The organism is Agrobacterium sp. NPDC058088, assembly GCF_042885035.1.
Taxonomy (GTDB): Bacteria; Pseudomonadota; Alphaproteobacteria; order Rhizobiales; family Rhizobiaceae; genus Agrobacterium.
Genome location: NZ_JBHVSU010000005.1, coordinates 285,562 through 305,127, shown reverse-complemented (window position 1 = coordinate 305,127; position 19,566 = coordinate 285,562). Strand labels below are relative to the sequence as shown.

General features: G+C 58.8%; 16 protein-coding genes and 1 tRNA gene. 12 read left to right on the top strand and 5 right to left on the bottom strand.

Features of this window, described 5'->3' with window-relative positions:
• Nucleotides 1-157: 157 nt before the first annotated feature.
• Both ACFVTJ_RS16565 and ACFVTJ_RS16560 read right to left on the bottom strand, forming a co-directional pair.
• A complete protein-coding gene (locus tag ACFVTJ_RS16565; protein ID WP_386909147.1) occupies nucleotides 158-1,549 on the bottom strand; it encodes a dipeptidase in 1,392 nt (463 codons plus the stop codon).
• 164 nt (nucleotides 1,550-1,713) lie between these two features.
• Entirely contained in the window at nucleotides 1,714-2,148 is a 435-nt protein-coding gene (locus tag ACFVTJ_RS16560) for a MarR family winged helix-turn-helix transcriptional regulator (RefSeq protein WP_162688010.1), read from the bottom strand.
• Between the two features lie 416 nt (nucleotides 2,149-2,564).
• Here ACFVTJ_RS16560 and polA point away from each other — a divergent pair, with 416 nt between their 5' ends.
• The 9 genes from polA (at nucleotide 2,565) to ACFVTJ_RS16515 (ending at nucleotide 13,526) form a co-directional block, all read left to right on the top strand.
• A complete protein-coding gene (gene polA, locus ACFVTJ_RS16555; protein ID WP_386909145.1) occupies nucleotides 2,565-5,561 on the top strand; it encodes a DNA polymerase I in 2,997 nt (998 codons plus the stop codon).
• Nucleotides 5,562-5,827: 266 nt separating this feature from the next.
• Entirely contained in the window at nucleotides 5,828-6,013 is a 186-nt protein-coding gene (rpmF, locus tag ACFVTJ_RS16550) for a 50S ribosomal protein L32 (protein ID WP_003507205.1), read from the top strand.
• 162 nt (nucleotides 6,014-6,175) lie between these two features.
• Nucleotides 6,176-8,002: an ATP-binding protein gene (locus tag ACFVTJ_RS16545; RefSeq protein ID WP_386909142.1), complete on the top strand. Its 1,827-nt coding sequence runs from the start codon at nucleotides 6,176-6,178 to the stop codon at nucleotides 8,000-8,002.
• Nucleotides 7,999-9,345 carry a sigma-54-dependent transcriptional regulator gene (locus ACFVTJ_RS16540; RefSeq protein ID WP_386909140.1) on the top strand — a complete coding sequence of 449 codons (1,347 nt, stop codon included), beginning with the start codon at nucleotides 7,999-8,001 and terminating at the stop codon, nucleotides 9,343-9,345. The genes ACFVTJ_RS16545 and ACFVTJ_RS16540 overlap by 4 nt, the downstream gene beginning before the upstream one ends.
• Before the next feature lie 198 nt (nucleotides 9,346-9,543).
• Complete coding sequence (locus ACFVTJ_RS16535) at nucleotides 9,544-10,527, top strand: tripartite tricarboxylate transporter substrate-binding protein (RefSeq protein WP_386909138.1); 984 nt, start codon at nucleotides 9,544-9,546, stop codon at nucleotides 10,525-10,527.
• A 99-nt stretch (nucleotides 10,528-10,626) separates the two neighbouring features.
• Entirely contained in the window at nucleotides 10,627-11,088 is a 462-nt protein-coding gene (locus tag ACFVTJ_RS16530) for a tripartite tricarboxylate transporter TctB family protein (protein WP_173985996.1), read from the top strand.
• Nucleotides 11,089-11,097: 9 nt separating this feature from the next.
• A complete protein-coding gene (locus tag ACFVTJ_RS16525; protein WP_386909136.1) occupies nucleotides 11,098-12,603 on the top strand; it encodes a tripartite tricarboxylate transporter permease in 1,506 nt (501 codons plus the stop codon).
• A gap of 146 nt (nucleotides 12,604-12,749) precedes the next feature.
• Entirely contained in the window at nucleotides 12,750-12,962 is a 213-nt protein-coding gene (locus tag ACFVTJ_RS16520; protein ID WP_386909134.1) for a SlyX family protein, read from the top strand.
• A gap of 12 nt (nucleotides 12,963-12,974) precedes the next feature.
• Nucleotides 12,975-13,526, top strand: coding sequence for a DUF924 family protein (locus ACFVTJ_RS16515; protein WP_386909132.1), 552 nt, complete (start codon nucleotides 12,975-12,977; stop codon nucleotides 13,524-13,526).
• A gap of 68 nt (nucleotides 13,527-13,594) precedes the next feature.
• Here ACFVTJ_RS16515 and dnaJ read toward each other — a convergent pair whose 3' ends face one another.
• The 3 genes from dnaJ to ACFVTJ_RS16500 all read right to left on the bottom strand — a co-directional run bounded on the left by dnaJ (nucleotide 13,595) and on the right by ACFVTJ_RS16500 (nucleotide 17,096).
• Nucleotides 13,595-14,731 (bottom strand): molecular chaperone DnaJ, encoded by a 1,137-nt coding sequence (gene dnaJ, locus ACFVTJ_RS16510; protein WP_004439156.1) that lies wholly within the window; start codon nucleotides 14,729-14,731, stop codon nucleotides 13,595-13,597.
• Nucleotides 14,732-14,820: 89 nt separating this feature from the next.
• Nucleotides 14,821-16,722, bottom strand: a complete 1,902-nt coding sequence (gene dnaK, locus ACFVTJ_RS16505) for a molecular chaperone DnaK (RefSeq protein WP_035219639.1) — start codon at nucleotides 16,720-16,722, stop codon at nucleotides 14,821-14,823.
• A gap of 284 nt (nucleotides 16,723-17,006) precedes the next feature.
• Nucleotides 17,007-17,096: transfer RNA gene (locus tag ACFVTJ_RS16500), tRNA-Ser, on the bottom strand.
• A gap of 222 nt (nucleotides 17,097-17,318) precedes the next feature.
• Between ACFVTJ_RS16500 and ACFVTJ_RS16495 the strand changes: the two genes are divergently transcribed.
• The 3 genes from ACFVTJ_RS16495 to ACFVTJ_RS16485 all read left to right on the top strand — a co-directional run bounded on the left by ACFVTJ_RS16495 (nucleotide 17,319) and on the right by ACFVTJ_RS16485 (nucleotide 19,565).
• A complete protein-coding gene (locus ACFVTJ_RS16495) occupies nucleotides 17,319-17,636 on the top strand; it encodes a hypothetical protein (RefSeq protein WP_386909129.1) in 318 nt (105 codons plus the stop codon).
• Between the two features lie 71 nt (nucleotides 17,637-17,707).
• Nucleotides 17,708-18,358: a peptide-methionine (S)-S-oxide reductase MsrA gene (gene msrA, locus ACFVTJ_RS16490; protein ID WP_386909127.1), complete on the top strand. Its 651-nt coding sequence runs from the start codon at nucleotides 17,708-17,710 to the stop codon at nucleotides 18,356-18,358.
• 214 nt (nucleotides 18,359-18,572) lie between these two features.
• Nucleotides 18,573-19,565 (top strand): BMP family protein, encoded by a 993-nt coding sequence (locus ACFVTJ_RS16485; RefSeq protein WP_386909125.1) that lies wholly within the window; start codon nucleotides 18,573-18,575, stop codon nucleotides 19,563-19,565.
• Nucleotide 19,566 lies beyond the last annotated feature (1 nt).

Sequence of the window (19,566 nt, the reverse complement as noted above, 5' to 3'; positions counted from 1 at the left end):
GCGCTCTGGAACATCACCGTTGAACGCTTTGACCACGGATGTACTGGCATTGACGGAAAACGGATGGAAAGGTCGGGCTTGCCCGGCCTTTTTGTTTTTGCAATGAGCAAACGCAAAGGGAGGAAGCGTCGGGTCACCGGTGCTTCCTCTTTTTTTGTTATTTCGCCGCGAGCGCGTCCAGAATGCGGACCCAGGAGCGGATGCCCTTGTGGAAGGACTGCAGCTCATATTTTTCATTCGGCGAGTGAATGCGGTCGTCCGTCAGGCCGAAGCCGACAAGCAACGAATCCATGCCCAGCATCTTCTGAAAATCACCGACGATCGGAATCGAGCCGCCCATGCCGATCACAACGGCGGGTTTGGGCCACTCTTCCGAAAGCGCATTCTTGGCTTTGGTGAGTACGGGCGAATCGTATGACAGCTGGATGGCCGGTGATGCGCCATGTTCGTGAAACTCCACGGAGCAATCGGCCGGAATTCTGGATCGCACATAGGCCCGGAAGCTGTCGCGAATGGCTGCGGGGTCCTGCTCGCCGACGAGGCGGAACGACACCTTGGCGGAGGCTTTCGCGGCGATCACTGTCTTGAAGCCATCGCCGGTATAACCGCCGATGATGCCGTTGACTTCGGCCGTTGGCCGCGCCCAGGTCTGCTCCAGCACGGAACGGCCCTTTTCGCCCGAGGGGACCGAAAGGCCGACTTCACCGAGGAAGGCTTCCGCCGTGCGGCCAAGCGTTTCCCAGGAGGCCTTGATGTTGGCAGGCGTTTCTTCGACACCGTCATAAAAACCGGCAAGCGTCACGCGACCCGTCTCGTCATGCAGCCCGGCGAGGATATCGGTGAGGATGTGGATCGGGTTTGCAGCGGCGCCGCCAAAAAGGCCGGAATGCAGGTCGCGATCAGCCGCCGTGATGACGATCTCTTCGCCAACCAGGCCGCGAAGGGCAGCGGCGATGGCGGGCGTATCCCGGTCCCACATGCCGGTATCGCAGACCAGCGCATAATCGGCTTTCAGCTCCTGCGCATTGGCGTCGAGGAAGGCCTTCAGTGAAGGCGAGCCGGATTCCTCCTCGCCTTCAAAAAGAATGGTAACGCGCACCGGCAGGCCGCCATTGACCGTCTTATAGGCCCGGCAGGCTTCCACGAAGGTCATCAGCTGGCCCTTGTCGTCAGCCGTGCCACGTCCGGTAATCACCTTCCGGCCGGCGCCGATGTCCTTGATAGCAGGCTCGAACGGATCATTTTCCCAGAGATCGAGCGGATCGACCGGCTGAACGTCGTAGTGGCCGTAAAAAAGCACATGCGGTGCATCCTCGGTGGCTGCATCGTGATGCGCAACGACCATGGGGTGGCCGGCCGTATCCCGGACGGAAGCCGTAAAACCGAGCGCGGAAAGCGTCCTCACCAGCCACTCCGCCGCTTTGCGGCATTCTGCCTTATAGGCCGGGTCCGTGGAAATCGACGGAATGCGCACGAGTTCGAACAGCCGCTCGAGGCTGGAGGTCAGATTGTCGTCGGCGTTGGAAAGAATAGGGGAAACGTCTGTCATCGCTGATCCTGTCATGTCTGTCGTAACCCGGCGAAAAGACGAATATCCGGGCATCGCATATCGCGGGAAACAAGGGGCAGGCTTGTCGTGAATCGGCAAGCGCACAGCCGCCGGAACGATAGAGCAGTTCACGAAAACTGCGAAGCGGTTTTGGGCCGCAAACGTTATTTTGCTTTTTTTGCGCTTTCGATCGCCCGGCGCATGTATTCCAGCAAAAGCTGCCGCTCGAAACGGCGGAAGTCCGCAAGCAATGTGTCTTCGGTGGCCTCGGAAGCGGCAATGGCATTCGCCTCAAGATCTCTGCCGCGCTGGGTCAGTTCGATGATCTGGGCGCGGCGGTCGCTCGGATGCGATTTGCGGACAATAAGCCCGTCACGTTCCATGCGCGAAAGCGTGTTGGCGAGCGTTGCCTGTTCAACATCGATTCGATCCAGCAATTGCCGCTGCGTCAGACCTTCTTCATGCCAGAGCTCGATGAGGATGGGAAATTGGCCCGGAGAAAAACCGAGCGCCGCCGCTCTTTTCTGCAGCGCCATGGTAAATTCCCGCGCCATCTTCGCAGCGAGATAGATTGCCGATTCGTCCCGGGAAAACCCCATTCTTCCGTCCATACTACGTCGTCGCCAGCGGAAAGCGGGCAACTTTAATAGCGTGATATATATCGCATGATATGTTTAGGCCAGCCTAAGCAGGGCGCAAAATAAAACCGCCACGGCCGGGAGGGGTCGGCCATGGCGGTCATATTGGAGGACAAAGGCCCGGAGAGGGGGAAAGGCCTTTGTCCGGTCTGACGCGGCGGGGGACGAGCCAGCTATCAGACTACGGCGTGATCAGGCGCCGTCCCCTAAGAAATGTGTCTCCAAATGCGGCTTTTCAAGGGAAGAGCGGATTACAAATCGGTAACGTTCCGGTGAATTTTACGGGCCGCGCAATCGGCCGCATTGCCCGCGCTTTACGGTGGTTTGTGCGAAGTTTCGGTGGACGTCAAAACAGCCCCGCGCTATCCATGCTACCCATGAAAAAAGGCGATCATCTCTTCCTCGTTGACGGTTCCGGTTTCATTTTCCGGGCCTTCCATGCCATCCCGCCGCTGAACCGCAAGTCGGACGGGCTGCCGGTCAACGCCGTTTCCGGCTTCTGCAACATGTTGTGGAAGCTCCTGAAGGATGCCCGCAATACCGATGTCGGCGTGACGCCGACCCATTTCGCGGTAATTTTCGACTATTCGTCGAAAACCTTCCGCAACGAGCTTTACGATCTCTACAAGGCCAATCGCTCGGCGCCGCCTGAAGATCTGGTGCCGCAATTCGGCCTGATCCGCGAAGCGACGCGTGCCTTCAACCTTCCCTGCATAGAGACTGAAGGTTTCGAGGCTGATGATATCATCGCCACCTATGCCCGGCAGGCTGAGGCGATCGGTGCCGATGTCACCATCATCTCGTCCGACAAGGATCTGATGCAGCTCGTCACGGCCAACGTGCATATGTACGATGCCATGAAGGACAAGCAGATCGGCGTCCCTGACGTCATCGAAAAATGGGGCGTCGGCCCGGAAAAGATGATCGACCTGCAGGCGATGACCGGCGATTCCACCGACAATGTTCCGGGCATTCCCGGGATTGGGCCGAAGACGGCAGCGCAATTGCTGGAGGAATATGGCGATCTCGATACGCTTCTGGCGCGGGCAGGGGAAATCAAGCAGCAGAAACGCCGGGAAAACATCATCGCCAATGCCGATCTTGCCCGTATTTCCCGGCAGCTCGTGGCGCTCAGAACCGATGTGCCGCTGCAGCAGACCCTTGAAGAACTGGTGCTGGAACCGCAGAACGGCCCGAAGCTCATCGCCTTCCTGAAGGCGATGGAATTCACGACGCTGACCCGGCGTGTTGCCGAAGCGACAGAAACGGATGCCTCAGCCGTCGACGCTGCCATTGTGCCGGTGCAATGGGGTGCCGATGCCCATGGCCCCGATCTCGATGCGCCGGCCGCCGCCGGGGCTGGTGTCGTGCCCACTGAGGCAAAGGATACGACGGCTTCGGCCGCCGCTTCCGCAAAAAAGCTGGTTGGCGAAGGCAGCGCGCCCGCCGATCTCGCCACGGCGCGACAGGCGCTTTTTGCCGCCGCCACGATCGATACCGCCGCCTACACGACGATCAGGGATCTCGCGACGCTGGATCGCTGGATTGCCGCCGCCCGGGAAACGGGTGTCGTCGCCTTTGATACGGAAACGACCTCGCTCGACCCGATGCAGGCCGAACTCGTCGGTTTTTCACTGGCCATTGCCGATAATGGCAAGGATGCTTCGGGCACGGATATCCGCGCCGCCTACGTTCCCTTGACCCACAAGACCGGCTCCGGCGGCGATCTCTTCAGCGACGGCATCAAGCTCGCCGAAGGGCAGGCGCCCTTTGCCGAAGCTCTGGCGCGTCTGAAGGATCTGCTTGAGGACGAGGCTGTCCTCAAGGTCGCGCAAAACCTCAAATATGATTATCTGCTGATGAAACGCCACGGCGTCGTCATGCAGAGCTTCGACGACACGATGCTGATTTCCTATGTGCTTGAGGCCGGCAAGGCCACACATGGCATGGATTCCCTGTCCGAACGCTGGCTCGGCCACACGGCCATTGCCTATAAGGACGTGACGGGATCGGGCAAGTCGAGCGTCACCTTCGATTTTGTCGATATCGACAAGGCAACCGCTTATGCGGCTGAGGATGCTGATGTCACCTTGCGGCTGTGGATGGCGCTTAAGCCCCGGCTTGTCTCGGAACGGCTGACCAAGGTTTATGAGCGGCTGGAGCGCCCCCTTGTGCCCGTACTGGCGCATATGGAGGAGCGCGGTATCACCGTGGACCGGCAGATACTGTCGCGCCTTTCCGGCGAACTTGCCCAGAAGGCTGCGAGCTTCGAAGAGGAAATTTACGAGCTGGCGGGCGAGCGTTTCAACATCGGCTCGCCAAAGCAACTCGGCGACATTCTTTTCGGCAGGATGGGTCTGCCCGGCGGCTCGAAAACCAAGACCGGCCAATGGTCAACATCGGCGCAGGTTCTGGAGGATCTGGCGGCGGAAGGTGCCGAACTGCCGCGCAAGATTGTCGACTGGCGGCAACTGACCAAGCTGAAATCCACCTATACCGATGCGCTGCCCGGTTACATCCATCCCGAGACGAAACGGGTGCACACTTCCTACGCGCTTGCCTCCACCACCACGGGGCGCCTCTCGTCCTCGGAACCGAACCTTCAGAACATCCCGGTCCGCACGGCCGAGGGACGCAAGATCCGCACGGCCTTCATCACCACGCCAGGACACAAGCTTCTGTCGGCTGATTACAGCCAGATCGAGTTGCGCGTGCTTGCCCATGTCGCCGATATCCCGCAGCTTAGAAACGCCTTCGAAAACGGCATCGACATTCATGCGATGACCGCGTCGGAAATGTTCGGCGTGCCTGTCGAAGGCATGCCGTCGGAAGTCCGCCGCCGCGCCAAGGCCATCAACTTCGGCATCATCTACGGCATTTCCGCTTTCGGTCTCGCCAACCAGCTCAGCATCGCGCGCTCGGAGGCGGGGGATTACATCAAGAAATATTTCGAGCGTTTTCCCGGTATTCGCGACTACATGGAAGCAACCAAGGCCTTCGCCCGCGAAAACGGTTATGTTGAGACGATTTTCGGCCGTCGTGCCCATTATCCGGAAATCCGCTCGTCCAACCCGTCCGTGAAAGCTTTCAACGAACGTGCGGCCATCAATGCGCCGATCCAGGGCTCGGCCGCCGATATCATCCGCCGCGCCATGATCCGCATCGAGCCGGCGCTGGAGGCGGAAAAGCTCTCCGCCCGCATGCTTTTGCAGGTGCATGACGAACTCATCTTCGAAGTCGAGGAAGCGGAAATCGAAAAGACCCTGCCTGTCGTGGTCTCTGTCATGGAGAATGCGGCCATGCCAGCCATTTCCATGAAGGTGCCGCTAAAAGTGGATGCCCGCGCGGCCGACAATTGGGATGAGGCGCATTGATCGGGGACGCGGTCTTTTTGTGAATTCGACATATGGACGACTTCAAGAGGCGCGTTATTTTTGATAGGTCGTTGGGCATGATTTGCGATGCCTGAAGGCAGATCGCTGCGCTGCTTCCGCTGAATCGGAAAAAATGCGCATCAGGGCTGGTCAAAGCCCGTTTGGGCATGTATAAGCGCGCCAAATTTCCGATATCGAGACACCCGACATTCGGCCTTTGGTTCTGGCCGGTTCCGTTGTTTCGCCGCTAAAGTGGAGTAACAAAAATGGCTGTACCTAAAAGAAAAACAAGCCCGTCCAAGCGTGGCATGCGCCGCTCGGCTGATGGTCTCAAGTCTGCAACCTATGTTGAAGACAAGAACTCTGGCGAACTGCGCCGTCCGCACCATATCGATCTGAAGACCGGTATGTATCGCGGCCGTCAGGTTCTGACGCCGAAGGAAAGCGCATAAGCTTTTCCGACATCTTATTTGCAAAAAACCGGTCCTCGTGGCCGGTTTTTTGTTTTCAGGACTGTTCGGCCGTCTTTTCCGCTCACTTGGAAAATTCCGCCGCTCCTCCTACACTCTTTCAGGGAGAGTGGGTTTGTGGCCCGCAGCAGGAGGGGAGTTTCGGTGAAATATCGCTGGGTTTTGTTGATATTTCTCGGCCTCGGTCTCGGCTATGGCGCCGTGACCAGAGGCGGCGGCATCATCGCGGAAAGCTATTTCGACGAAATGTCCGATCAGGGCCGCACGACGCTCCGGCTCGCCGTCTCGGCACTCGGCGGGCTCTTGAGCCGCTATGAGCCACTTCCCGCGCTGATTGCCGATCATGATGACATTGAGGAACTGGTCGCGCATCCGAAGGATGAAACCCTGCGCCAGCGCGCCAATGTCTATCTCAAATCCATCAACACCCTGCTGGAATCCTCCGATATCTATATCATCACGCTGGATGGGGAGACCATCGCGGCCAGCAATTACGATGGGCCGACGAGTTTCGTGGGCGAGAACTTCAGTTACCGGCCCTATTTTCAGGATGCTGCCAAGGGTTTCCAGTCGCGCTTTTTTGCGCTCGGCACCACCTCCCACAAGCGTGGTTATTATTTCTCTGCGCCGATTCTCTTCAATGAAGAGATCAAGGGTGTCATCGTTTTCAAGGTGGATATTGAAGGCATAGAGGCGTCTTTCGGTGATGGCGAAAACCGCATTCTGGTTTCGGATCCGGAAGGCATCATCTTCATGACCGGTACACCGCAATGGCTTTATTCGGGCCTGATGCCGCTGACGCCGGAGAGGCTGGCGCGCACTGAAGCCTCCCGCCGCTATGCCAATGCGACCCTCACGGAACTGCCGCTGAAAAATGGCAATTTCGGCTCGCACCGGCTGATGACGATCACCCAAAATGATGGCGAGAGGGAGTATATGGTCCTGTCGCAGCCGATGCCGGATGCGGGCTGGACCGTCAGCGTGCTGATGGATACGGGTTCGCTGCGCACGCAGATCAAGACGGCAATGATTGCCATCATTCTCTGCCTGTGCCTCGCAGCAGCGCTGGTTGCCGTCATGCTGCAGAGACGACGGCGTCTGCGCGAACGGCTGACGCATCAGGCGGAGGCGCAGGCGGAGCTGGAGCGCCGGGTGGAGGAGCGCACGGCCGATCTGGCGCGGGTCAATCAGGAAATCGAACACGAAATCGCCGAACGCCGCCAGACGGAAAAGCAGTTGCGCAAGATGCAGAACGATCTGGTGCAGGCGGGCAAGCTAGCGGCACTGGGGCAGATGTCGGCGGCGTTGTCTCATGAATTCAACCAGCCGCTGGCAGCCGCCAAGAACTATGCTGAAAACGCCTCGCTTCTGGTGGAGCGTGGGCGTCTGGAAGAGGTGACGGAAAATCTCAGGCGCATTTCCGGCCTGATTGATCGTATGGCGTCGATCAGCAAACATCTGAGGAATTTTGCCCGCAAGCCCAACGAGAAAACGGCAGCGGTGGGGCTGGAAACCGTACTTCGCGATACGCTCGAAATCGTCGGTGCGCGGCTGAAGGCCGCCGATGCAATGCTGGATGTCGATCTTGGCCCGGTGCCGCTTGCGGTGAAAGCCGGGTCGGTGCGGCTGCAGCAGGTACTCGTCAACATCATTTCCAATGCTGCCGATGCTGTGGAAGGGCGCGAAGACCGCCGCATCTCTCTGCAGGCCTTGCAACATGGTCAGGCGGTATCGATTGTCATTCGCGACCATGGCCCCGGCGTGCCGGCGGCGATTTCGGAACGCATCTTCGACCCGTTCTTCACCACCAAGGGTGTGGGCCGCGGCCTCGGTCTTGGTCTTTCCATCTCCTACAATATCATCAAGGATTTCGGCGGCCAGCTGCGGGTGAGAAATCATGAAGACGGCGGCGCGGAATTCGAGATCGAATTGCCGGCCGCCGACTGGCGATTGGAGGCAGCTGCGGAATGACCACCTCGCGCGTGCTGTTGATCGATGACGAAGAGGAGCTGCGCTTTTCCACCGCGCAGGCACTCGAGCTTTCGGGTTTTGCCGTAACGATGCTGGCGAGTGCCGAACATGCGCTGGAGCTTATCGGCTACAGCTTCGACGGGGTTGTGGTCAGTGATATCCGCATGCCCGTCATGGATGGCATGACGCTGCTGCAGAAGGTGCGCGAGCTTGACCCGGAAATACCTGTCATCCTGATGACGGGCCATGGCGATGTTCAGCTTGCCGTTAACGCCATGCGCAACGGTGCTTATGACTTCATCGAAAAGCCCTTCACGCCGCAATATCTCGCCGGCATCATCAAAAGAGCCAATGACCGGCGGGCGCTGGTGCTCGAAAATCGCCGCCTGAAGGCCGTGGCCGGCAAACATGACGATCTAGAAACGCGTTTGCCCGGCAGAACTCAGGTGATGGTCGATCTGCGATACCGCATCCGCGCCATTGGCGCGACGGATGCCGATACGCTGATCGTCGGCGATACGGGGGCGGGGAAGGAGGTCGTGGCGCGGGCGCTGCATGATATCAGCGCCAGAGCCAACCGGCCCTTCGTCGCGATCAATTGCGCTGCTCTTCCGCAGACGCTGATCGAAAGCGAATTGTTCGGCCATGAGGCCGGCGCATTTCCGGGCGCGCTGCGTTCACGTTATGGCAAGTTCGAACATGCCCGCGGCGGGACCATTCTCCTGGATGAAATTGGCTCCATGCCCTTCGAGTTGCAGGGGCGCTTCCTGCGGGTCTTACAGGAGCGGGTAATTACCCGCCTCGGCTCCAATGAGACGGTCGAGCTCGATGTGCGCTTCATCGCCACCAGCAAGGTCGATCTGGAGCAGGAAGTCGCTGCCGGCCGGTTCCGTGCCGATCTTCTGTATCGCCTGAACGTGGCGACGCTTCTCGTGCCGTCGCTTTCGCAGCGGAGTGCGGACATACCGCTGCTCTTCCTGCATCTGGTGCGAGAGGCAGCAGCCCGCTTCGGGCGGGAAGATATGGACGTGCCGCAGCATCTGCTTTCTGCCGTTTCGCTGCGGGAATGGCCGGGCAACGTGCGGGAATTGCGCAATGCCGCGGATCGTTTCGTGCTCGGTCTGGAAAGCGATGTGTCCGAGATGTCGCTGGCGCTTCATGATGACGGCACCTCGACGCTGGCGCCGCGGGTTGCCGCTTATGAAAAAAGCCTGATCGCGCACGCCATCGCCGTGCATGGCGGAAATCTCAAATCCGTCTATGAGAGCCTCGGTATTTCACGCAAAACGCTTTACGAAAAAATGCAGAAATACGGGTTGCATCGGCACATGACAGAGGTCTGATGGGTGGATTTCCACCCATAGATAAAGCCCTATGGGTTGAAATCCACCCATTACCATTCACGACGGCGATAAAAGTGGACGCTGCAATGAGACCGCCGTTGCTGAACGGCAATCCCGGATCGCAAATATCGTCACCCCGGCCGCCATGGAGGAGCATGCGCGGCTGAAGTGGCGATCATTTTCATCCGGGAGGAATCGATGAAAATACTGAAGACAGTTACCGGCCTTGCTGCCGCCGCTGCCGTTTCCCTTTTTGCGCTGTCCGCATCCGCTCAGAACTATCCCGAGCGAAACATTACCATGGTGGTGCCGTTTGCCGCCGGTGGTCCGACGGATACGGTCGCGCGCCTTGTGGCTGAATCCATGTCGAAGGATCTCGGCCAGCAGATCATCGTTGAAAATGTCGGCGGTGCTGGCGGCACGCTTGGCGCCGGCCGCGTCGCCTCCGCTGATCCCGATGGTTACACCATCCTTCTCCACCATATCGGCATGGCGACCAGCGCCACGCTCTATCGCAAGCTCGCTTACGATACGACGAACGCTTTCGAATATGTCGGTCTGGTCACCGAAGTGCCGATGACCATCCTGTCGCGCAAGAACCTTGAAACCACGGACCTCAAGGGGCTGATCGATTACGCCAAGGCGAACAAGGACAAGGTAACCGTTGCCAATGCCGGCATCGGCGCCGCTTCGCATCTGTGCGGCATGCTGTTCATGAGCGCCATCGAGACCCCACTGGTCACCGTCCCCTACAAGGGCACAGGTCCTGCAATGACCGATCTGCTCGGCGGCCAGGTCGATATCATGTGCGACCAGACCACCAACACCACCAAGCAGATCCAGGGCGGAACCGTCAAAGCATATGCCGTGACCACGCCGAAGCGGTTGGACGTTTTGCCTGACGTGCCCACCGTCGTTGAAGCGGGCCTGCCGAAGCTTGAGGTGGGTATCTGGCACGGTATCTACACGCCGAAGGGCACACCTGCCGAAATCAACGAAAAGCTCTCCAAGTCGCTGCAGGTGGCGCTGAAGGACAAGAATGTCGCGGCCCGCTTTGCCGAACTCGGCACCACGCCTTCGTCGGAAAGCGATGCAACGCCGGCGGCGCTGAAGGCCAAGCTTGAAAGCGAAATCGCCCGCTGGAAGCCGGTGATCGAAGCTGCCGGCCAATATGCCGACTGATGAACGCGGAAGGACCGGCGGTATCTCGCCGCCGGTCGGCCGTGATCATTTCAACAGGCGGACCGGTGTGGCGCCGGCCGCGATGGAGGGGCATCTTTCATGAAGTCTTTATTTAATGACCCTGCCGAGGCGATCTGCGGGGCGATTTTCATGGGGCTTGGCGTCTTTTTCGCCTTGCAGTCCTATGGGCTGGAGATCGGAACCGCTTTTCGCATGGGGCCGGGCTATTTCCCGCTGGTTCTGGCAATCATCTTGATCCTGCTCGGCGGCGTCATCTTCCTGCGGTCGGCCCGCCCGGCCGGGGAAGGGATCGGAGCAATCGCATGGCGTGGAATATTTTTCATCCTGCCGGCGCCGATCTTCTTCGGTTTCACGGTCCGGGGTCTTGGCTTTGTGCCAGCGTTGTTTTTCAGCGCGCTCATCGCCTCCTTCGCCTCGCACAAGATGAGTCCACTCATGGCGATCATTCTTTCCGCGGCTATCACGGTCTTTTCCGTCGCTGTTTTCAACTACGGTCTCGGCCTGCCGTTCCAGCGCTTCGGCCCCTGGCTTAAATTTTGAGGTGCTGCGATGGATCTGCTCGATAATCTTGCTCTCGGTTTCGTCACCGCCTCATCGCTGGCAAACCTGTTCTTCTGCTTGATCGGCGTGCTGCTTGGTACTTTGATCGGTGTGCTGCCCGGTATCGGCGCGACGGCGACCATTGCCATGCTGCTGCCAATCACCTTTCAGCTCGAACCGGTCTCGTCGCTGATCATGCTCGCCGGCATTTATTACGGCGCACAATATGGCGGCTCGACCACGGCAATCCTGATCAATATGCCGGGTGAATCGTCATCAGCCGTCACCGCAATCGATGGCTATCAGATGGCACGCAAGGGCAAGGCGGGTGCCGCTCTCGCCATCGCCGCCATCGGCTCTTTCTTTGCGGGCACGGTATCCACCTTCCTGGTGGCGATCTTCGCACCACCCTTGACCGCGATCGCGCTGGAATTCGGCGCGGCCGAATATTTCTCGCTGATGGTCGTTGGCCTCGTCTCGTCCATCGCCCTTGCCCATGGCTCCATCGTCAAGGCGCTGGCCATGGTCGTACTCGGCCTGCTGCTCGGGCTCGTCGGCACCGATATTTACAGCGGCACGCCGCGCTTCACCCTCGGTATCCGCGAATATGCCGATGGTCTTAACTTCGTGGCTGTTGCGGTCGGCGTTTTCGGTATCGCCGAAATCCTGCGCAATCTCGAAAACGAGCGGACCCGTTCGGTGCTGATCGCCAAGGTAAGCAGCCTGATGCCGTCGAAGGAGGATTTCAAGCGCATGATCGGACCGGTGCTGCGTGGCACCGCCATTGGTTCGGCTCTCGGCATCCTGCCGGGTGGCGGGGCGATCCTTGCCGCCTTTGCCTCCTACACCGTGGAGAAACGCGTCTCCAAGAACCCGGAAGAATTCGGGCACGGCGCGGTTGCCGGGGTTGCCGGTCCGGAATCGGCCAACAATGCCGGTGCTCAGACCTCCTTCATCCCGCTGCTCACCCTCGGCATTCCCGCCAACCCAGTTATGGCGCTGATGATCGGGGCCATGATCATTCAGGGCATCGTGCCCGGTCCGAACGTCGCAACCGAGCAGCCGGCGCTGTTCTGGGGCATCATCGCCTCCATGTGGATCGGCAACCTGATGCTGGTCATCCTCAACCTGCCTTTGATCGGGCTGTGGGTGAAGCTGCTGACGGTGCCTTATTACGTGTTGTTCCCGATCATCATGGCCTTCTGCGCCATCGGGGTTTACAGCGTCAATTCCAACGTCTTCGATCTCTACGCCGTCGCCTTCTTCGGCTTCATCGGCTACGTGCTGGTGAAACTGCGTTGCGAGCCTGCCCCACTGCTTCTAGGTTTCGTGCTTGGTCCGCTGCTGGAGGAAAACCTGCGGCGTGCCATGATCCTGTCACGTGGCGACCCATCGACCTTCGTCACCCGGCCGATCAGCGCCACCCTGCTTTTCATCGCGTTGGCCGTGCTGATCGTCGTCTTCCTGCCCAGCGTGAAGAAGAAGCGCGAAGAGGTTTTCGTAGAAGAAGACTGAGCGATATCAAACTTTAGATACCGGCGATGGTGACATCGCCGGTTTTTTTATGCCGGGATCGACGCAACGAATTCGCTTCACGAAAGTGACATATGGTTGACTCACACACTTTTAAGCCCAAGGAAGGGCGGGAAAGAGAGGTCACCATGACGTCGGAAACCGAAAAAAGGATCATTGCGTTGGAGGAGGCGGTCGCCCATCAGGTGAAGGTGATAGAGGAGTTATCCGACCAGCTGGCGGAGCAGTGGAAGGTTGTTGAACAGACCCGCGCCAAGCTCGACCGCCTGACAGAGCGCTTCCTGAGCCTTGAGGAGCAATCGCTGGACGCGCCTGCCATCACAAGGCCGCCACACTACTGACGGGAGCAGACGATGAAGAACGACACCGCCAAACTTGCCGTCGAGATCGTCGATTTCTGGAAGAAGGCCGGCCCCGACAAATGGTTCGACAAGGATGCCGCCTTCGACAGTCATTTTCACGACCGTTTCCGTGATGCTCATTTCGCTGCCGCAAGGCGGGAACTGGATGGCTGGCTGGAAGGCGCGGAAAGCAGCCTTGCCTTGATGCTTTTGCTGGATCAGTTTCCGCGCAACTGCTTTCGCGACACCGCGCACATGTATGCGACCGATCCTCTGGCGCGGCTCCTGACCGATGAAGCCATCAGGCGCGGGCATGATCAGGCGGTGGGTGAGGATTTGCGGGTTTTCTTCTATCTGCCCTTTTCCCACGCGGAGGATCTGGCGGCGCAGCATCGGGCGTGCCGTCTCAATCAGCCGCTTGGTGGGCTTTATCTGCATCATGCCGAAGAACATCGCGAGATCATCGAGCGTTTTGGTCGCTTTCCCCATCGTAACGACATCCTGTTGCGGGAAACGACCCCGGAGGAGCGGCAATATCTGGAAGAAGGCGGCTTTTCAGGCTGAACCAAAAACGAAAACGCCGCCAGTCCCCAAGGGATGGCGGCGTTTCTGAAATTGGAGAGCGGCGGCGATCAGCCGTCGAAGAATTCCTTCATCCGGGCAAAGAAGCCCGTTGATTCCGGATTATTCTCCTTGGAAGACAGTTGCTCGAATTCCTGCAACAGCTCGCGCTGGCGCTTGCTGAGTTTCTGCGGCGTCTCGATCTGAATCTGAATATAGAGGTCGCCCGTCTGCGCTGAACGCAGTACCGGCATGCCCTTGCCCTTCAGACGGAACTGCTTGCCCGGCTGGGTGCCTTCCGGAACCGTAACCCGCGATTTCGTACCATCCAGCGTCGTGACATCGAAAGTGCCGCCAAGCGCTGCCGTGGTCATCGAGATCGGCACGGTGCAATAGAGATCGGCTCCATCGCGCTGGAAGAACTCATGGGGACGTACGGACAGGAAGATATAGAGATCGCCCGCCGGACCGCCACGCATGCCGGCCTCGCCTTCGCCCTGCAGGCGAATGCGTGTGCCGTCCTCGATACCCGATGGAATGTTGACAGAGAGCGAACGCTCTTCCGTCACGCGACCCTGACCGTGGCACTTGCCGCACGGGTCGGAAATCGTCTGGCCGCGACCGTGGCAGGTGGGGCAGGTACGCTCCACCGAGAAGAAGCCCTGTGCGGCCCGCACGCGACCGGAACCCTGGCAGGTGGCGCAGGTCTTCGGCTGCGTGCCGGGTTTCGCGCCCGAGCCGGAACAGACGTCGCAGGTGATCGAAGTCGGAACCCTGATCTGCGCCGTCTTGCCGGTGAAGGCTTCTTCCAGCGTGATTTCCATGTTGTAGCGAAGATCGGCACCGCGCTCGCGTCCGCCCGAGGAACGGCGCGCACGTCCGCCACCCATCATCTCGCCGAAGATGTCTTCGAAAATATCCGAGAAGCCGCCATTGGCAAAACCGCCGCCGCCAAAGCCGCCACCGCCGCCCATGCCGCCATTTTCAAAGGCCGCGTGGCCGAAACGGTCATAGGCCGCGCGTTTCTGCGGGTCCTTCAACGTTTCGTATGCTTCGTTGATTTCTTTGAATTTCCGTTCGGAATCGGCATCATCAGGGTTTTTGTCCGGATGGTACTTCATCGCGAGTTTGCGGAAGGCGCTTTTCAGCTCTTTTTCGTCCGCAGTCTTGCTGACGCCGAGTGTTTCGTAAAAGTCTGCTTTCGCCATTCAGTTAACAAGCCCCGCAAATGGATTTCCGGCTGCACGCGGCAGCCGGATGTCTTGCATAAATTGTCAGGAGACGGAAAGTCACGCGGTTATGCGGACTTCTTGTCGTCCTTGATTTCTTCGTAGTCGGCGTCGACAACGTCATCCTTGCCGCCTTCAGAAGCATCGCCGGCCTCAGCCTGCTGCGCTTCATAGATGGCCTGACCGAGCTTCATGGACACTTCCATGAGGGTCTGGGTCTTCGCCTGAATGTCGTCGGCGTCAGGCTCGGAAGCTTCAACCGCGGTCTTCAGGCTGGCAATGGCGTCTTCGATCGCCTTGCGGTCGGTCTCGGAAACCTTGTCACCATATTCCTTCACCGACTTCTCGGTGGAGTGGATGAGGCTTTCTGCCTGGTTCTTGGCTTCTACGCCCGCACGACGCTTCTTGTCGGCCTCAGCATTGGCTTCGGCGTCCTTGACCATCTTTTCGATGTCGGCGTCGGAGAGACCACCGGAAGCCTGGATGCGGATCTGCTGTTCCTTGCCGGTGCCCTTGTCCTTGGCGGAAACCTGCACGATGCCGTTGGCGTCGATATCGAAGGTGACTTCGATCTGCGGAACGCCGCGCGGCGACGGCGGCAGGCCGACGAGGTCGAACTGGCCGAGCAGCTTGTTGTCCTGCGCCATTTCGCGCTCACCCTGCGAAACGCGGATGGTCACGGCCGACTGGTTGTCTTCGGCGGTCGAGAAGGTCTGGCTCTTCTTCGTCGGGATCGTCGTATTGCGATCGATCAGACGGGTGAAGACACCACCCAGCGTTTCGATGCCGAGCGACAGCGGGGTCACGTCGAGCAGCAGAACGTCCTTGACGTCGCCCTGCAGAACGCCAGCCTGGATGGCGGCGCCCATGGCAACCACTTCATCCGGGTTCACGCCCTTATGCGGCTCCTTGCCGAACAGCTGCTTCACGACTTCCTGCACCTTGGGCATGCGGCTCATGCCACCGACGAGAACGACTTCGTCGATCTCGGAAGCGGAAACGCCGGCATCCTTGAGCGCTGCCTTGCAAGGCGCAACGGTGCGCTGCACCAGGTCGTCGACCAGACTTTCGAACTTCGCACGGGTCAGCTTCAGCGTCAGGTGCTTCGGACCGGAAGCGTCAGCCGTGATGAACGGCAGGTTGATTTCGGTCTGCTGCGAGGACGACAGCTCGATCTTCGCCTTTTCGGCAGCTTCCTTAAGGCGCTGCAGGGCAAGCTTGTCGTTCTTCAGGTCGATGCCCTGATCCTTCTTGAACTCGCCGGCCAGATATTCGACCAGACGCATGTCGAAGTCTTCACCACCAAGGAAGGTATCGCCGTTGGTGGACTTCACTTCGAAAACGCCATCGCCGATTTCCAGAACGGAAATATCGAAGGTACCGCCGCCAAGGTCGTAAACGGCGATGGTCTTGCCGTCCTTCTTGTCGAGGCCGTAAGCGAGTGCTGCCGCGGTCGGCTCGTTGATGATGCGCAGAACATCAAGACCGGCGATGCGGCCGGCATCCTTGGTTGCCTGGCGCTGCGCGTCGTTGAAGTAGGCCGGAACGGTGATGACGGCCTTCTCGACCTTCTCACCGAGATAGGATTCAGCCGTTTCCTTCATCTTCTGAAGGATCATCGCGGAAATCTGCGAGGGAGAATAGTTCTTGTCCTGTGCCTTCACCCAGGCATCGCCATTGTCGCCCTTGACGATTTCGAAGGGAACGAGGGCCTTGTCCTTCTCAACGGTCGGGTCTTCATAACGACGGCCGATGAGGCGCTTGACCGCAAACAGGGTGTTGGTCGGGTTGGTGACAGCCTGGCGCTTGGCCGGCTGACCGACAAGGCGTTCGCCATCGTCGGAAAATGCCACCATGGACGGCGTGGTGCGTGCACCTTCCGCGTTTTCAATTACTTTCGTGTCCTTGCCGTCCATCACTGCGACGCAGGAATTGGTCGTGCCAAGGTCGATACCGATTACTTTTGCCATGCTCTTCTCTCCTTGAAGCGAGCTGCCGGAACCCCGTGAGGCATTCTTGTAGCAGCTCCTTGACTTGGATTTGCAGTATTCGCTGCAGTTATGCGGCGTATATAAGGAGCGATTTTTCCTGCTGCAAGGCGCAAGAGAGCGGTAAGGGTAGCAAAAAAGTGCAAGAAATCCCTGTCTGTGCGGAAGCATAGCCATCAAGGCTCGTGGAAGCGGTAAAACGCGGCTTTCACGCTATGGCGCGGGAACGCAGGAGGCTTGGTTTTAATGGCTAGCGTCGGGTGAAATGGCGGACAGGGTGGGATTCGAACCCACGGTACGCTTTCACGCACACACGCGTTCCAGGCGTGCGCCTTAAACCACTCGGCCACCTGTCCTTTTTTCAAATCTGCATGTTTTGAAGAAATGCAAATCACTGGAACGGCGCGATATATACCGATGAATTCGCAGGGATCAACACGAATCTGACAGTTTTTTGAAATGTCGGCAATTTCCTGTCTTTAGACGCGGTTGCAAACCGGTTTTCCCGGCTTTATCGATGCAATATATGTTTTAAAACGTGGCTGTCGAAACGATGCGCCGTAGCCGAGGTATGCCTGATGAGAGCTTTTTTGCGGTTTTTGAGCTTTCTTCTCCTCATTGCGGCGATTTTTCTCGGTGTGCTCGATTCGATCCGCTCGGTTTCCACCTCCTCGGTCAACATCACCGGCATCCTGTCGGTCTGGAACTATCTTCTTCCTGCCTCGCGCACCATGGTGGAAGCGACCCTGGCTCACTATATTCACCCTGAAGCGTGGCGCTTCATTGAAAATGCCCTGTCGGGGGTGCCTGCATTTGCCTTCTTCCTGGCGTTATCCCTGCTTTGCTGGATGGCCGGTTACAGGAAGCGCAAAGTAATGAGACGCTCAACAGTCTGACAGCGTAAAAGCCTGCGCCCCGCAGATGTGAACCCTTAAGACGCGGCGGAACCGGCCGCACGGAGGACCGAATGTTCCTGTTCGATACGCTTTCAAAAAAGACGACGATGCCGACCGAAGAAACGGCTCTGCCCGGCCGTGAAGAAGCGCTCGCGGTGCCGGAGGCCCATTTCGTGAATGGCCGGCCTTTGAAGGGGCCTTATCCGGATGGTCTGGAAATCATCTATCTCGGCATGGGCTGCTTCTGGGGCGCCGAGCGGCTGTTCTGGAAAACGCCGGGCGTGTGGGTAACTGCTGTCGGATATGCCGGTGGCTTTACGCGAAACCCTACCTACCAGGAAACAACGACTGGCCAGACGGGCCACGCCGAGGTGGTGAAGGTGGTCTACGATCCGGCCGTGATCTCGCTGTCAGGCCTGCTCAAAATATTCTTCGAGGAGCACGACCCGACACAGGGCATGCGGCAGGGCAACGATGTCGGCACGACCTATCGTTCCGCCATTTATGCGACGACGGAAGGCCAGTTGCAGCAGGCGCAGAAGGCGCGTGATGCTTTTCAGCAGGCTCTGGATGAGGCCGGTCACGGCCGCGCCATCACCACCGAAATCGGCCCGCTTGAAACATTTTATTATGCCGAGGACTATCATCAGCAATATCTTGCCAAGAACCCGGGCGGCTACTGCGGGCTCAGGGGAACCGGCGTAAGCTGCAATATAGGCTAGATTTTTTGCAGTTCTGCCCGGTGGAAAGACTAAAAAAACGCCAGATTAAAGTTTTTCCACCGGGTCAAAAAAACCGGATGAATTTTTCATTGAGCCATGCAAGGATATGCGCCAAGCACAGCCGGGAACACGGCTGGCGGTTCCGCAGACACTCCCGGTTAACGGGATTGCGGGAGGACCCTTAAAATATCAATTGCAACAACAGGGCTGCACAATGAAAAAATCCCTTCTGACGCTTTTTGCGCTTGCCGCAATGTCGGCTTCCGCGCTTGCCGCGGATATCAAGCCGGCGCTGGTCTATGGCACGGGCGGCAAGTTCGACAAGTCGTTCAACGAGGCCGCTGCGGCCGGCGCTGAAAAGTTCAAGGCGGAAACGGGCATCGAGTTCCGCGACTTCGAACCGACCAGCGACACGCAGGGCGAACAGGCCATCCGCAACTTCGCCAGCAAGGGTTTCAACCCGGTCGTTGCCGTATCCTTCGCCTGGACCTCGGCCATGGAAAAGGTTGCCGCCGAATTCCCCGACACGAAGTTCGTCATCGTCGATTCCGTCGTTGAACTGCCGAATGTTCGCTCGGTCGTCTACAAGGAGCATGAAGGTTCCTACCTCGTCGGTCTCCTCGCAGGCATGGCTTCCAAGACCGGCAAGGTCGGCTTCATCGGCGGCATGGACATTCCGTTGATCCGCAAGTTCGCCTGCGGTTACGCCCAGGGTGCCAAGGCGGCCAACGACAAGATCGAAGTCTTTCAGAACATGACAGGCACCACCGGTGCTGCCTGGAACGACCCGGTGCGCGGCGGCGAGCTCACCAAGAACCAGATCGACCAGGGCGCGGACGTGATTTACGCGGCAGCCGGCGCGACCGGTATCGGCGTGCTCCAGACCGCCGCCGACAACAAGAAGTACTCGATCGGCGTCGATTCCAACCAGAACCACCTGCATCCCGGCTCCGTTCTGACCTCGATGGTCAAGCGCGTCGATCTGGCCGTTTACAACGCCTATAAGGATGCCAAGGACGACAAGTTCACGCCCGGTATCGTGGCACTCGGCGTCAAGGAAGACGGCGTGGCTTACGCGCTCGACGACAACAACAAGGCTCTTATCACGCCCGAGATGATTGCCGCTGTAGACAAGGCGAAGGCCGACATCATTGCCGGCACCATCAAGGTTCATGACTACATGGCGGACAATTCCTGCCCGAAATGAT